The organism is Vibrio sp. 10N.261.55.A7 (genome assembly GCF_002877365.1).
GTDB lineage: Bacteria > Pseudomonadota > Gammaproteobacteria > Enterobacterales > Vibrionaceae > Vibrio.
Window position 1 is genome coordinate 1 of sequence record NZ_MCWZ01000219.1, and the last position, 1,721, is coordinate 1,721.

The following is a 1,721-nucleotide window of genomic DNA, read 5'->3' on the forward strand; positions in this document are numbered from 1 at the left end:
GTTCATTAAGCAAAGAAGTTTTGCTTTTTCTAAATAATTTAAAAAAATTGAAATTAACTATTAATGGAGAAATTACTGAATTCATTCTGGAAAAAAATCACAACCATTACGAAATATCTGGTGATAGTTGGAAAATATTTGATTCTGGAAAAATTTCTTTTCCAGATAAATATCAAGATAGTACTAAATCCGAAAAGCAGCATTATAACCTAAAAATTGCGTTGCCCAATAGTTCCCTTACATTTGAAAGTAAAACTTTATTCTCATTCTTTCCTACCAAAATTGAACTTGATTTCCCATTTATAATTCATGGTACCTTTGACCTTGATAGCTCTCGAAACCAACTAAATGATACTGATAAAAACCGTTATGTATTAAAACAGCTAGTAAAATTGATTATACAAGTAGCTAAAGATGCGTCAGAAAAAGAAGTAAGCTGGGTACCATTTAAAGTATTAAGTTATAACTCAATAAACACTGTATTAGAAGGCTTGGAATTTTATACAAAAATATCGGAAGCTAAGTTAGAGCTAGACATTTACCCATGTATCGATGGATCCTACAGAAAACATGGTGATTATATCTACATGGGAACTAACCATTTTTCAGAGTTACTAATAGATACCAATGGTGAAGTGTTCTTTCCAGAAGTTTTAATCCCACTAGATGAAAAAATAACTGATGCTGTAGAGAAATGCTCGTTAACTGATACAGAAGGATATAGAGACAGAGTTAATCTGTATTCAGAGTACTTAGTGGAATACCCTATTGAGCATCGCGTAAATTATATAAATGAAATTATCAATTTGAATGATGGATACGACAACTACAATCTGTTAATCAATACAGAAGGTAAACTAATAAATGCAACCGAAGAAGAGGTATTTACACCTATAACCTCAAACATTGATGATATTATTTTCCCTTCTTTTGTGAAAATAGAGTTTATTAATCAAAACTTATGTGAAAAGTTAATTGATGTATTAAATATTACCCGAACCGAAAGGTACCGTGACTTACAGAGAAAATTAAAGGTAGTAACTAGTATACGTAGTTATGAGCCAGCAGAGCTGATATCAAAGATAGTTAGCAGTACAAATAAAATAATAAACGCAAATAATGTTGAAAAGAATGTATATATAGCAGAAATGACTCTTTGCCTTTTTTTAATCTATCAGCAATTAGGAACAAATCGCCCAAAAAGAATAGGTAATGTACAAGTCAATTTGATAAATAAAAATGGCAAGCTTAAAAAATCAACCGATCTACACCTAAGCAGTGACTTCCCTACAGGTGCTAATGTTGAGCTAATATTCTCCGGTGTATATAGCGCTGATGACCTCCTAGCTTCAAGTGATTTATTTGAATTAAATACTGAAGATATCAATATACAAGAAAAGTTTTTTAAATGGTTAGGAGTGAACTCATATGTTTCTTATCAGTGGGTAACTACTGATAACTCATACAGCGAACATTTAAAAATAAATAATCACGTTGATATAAGAGACGATGCACTAAAAATTCTAGCATTAGGAATTGACCAATCCATATTTAACTCCATCATTGACAAATGTAAACCGGAGTTAATCATACTTTGGATATTAAAAGACTTTATCATTAGAAATAGAATCCAAGGATATGATAACGATACCGTTAAGTTTGAAACAAAAGGAGATGAATATGGAAGTTATAAGCACGCCCTTCCTAATATAACTCCGTAT

The 1,721-nt window shown here is 30.9% G+C and carries 1 pseudogene; it reads left to right on the forward strand.

The annotated features are described in order from the left end of the window. Nucleotides 1–1,721: pseudogene (locus tag BCU12_RS23285) on the forward strand (hypothetical protein); the annotation flags it as partial.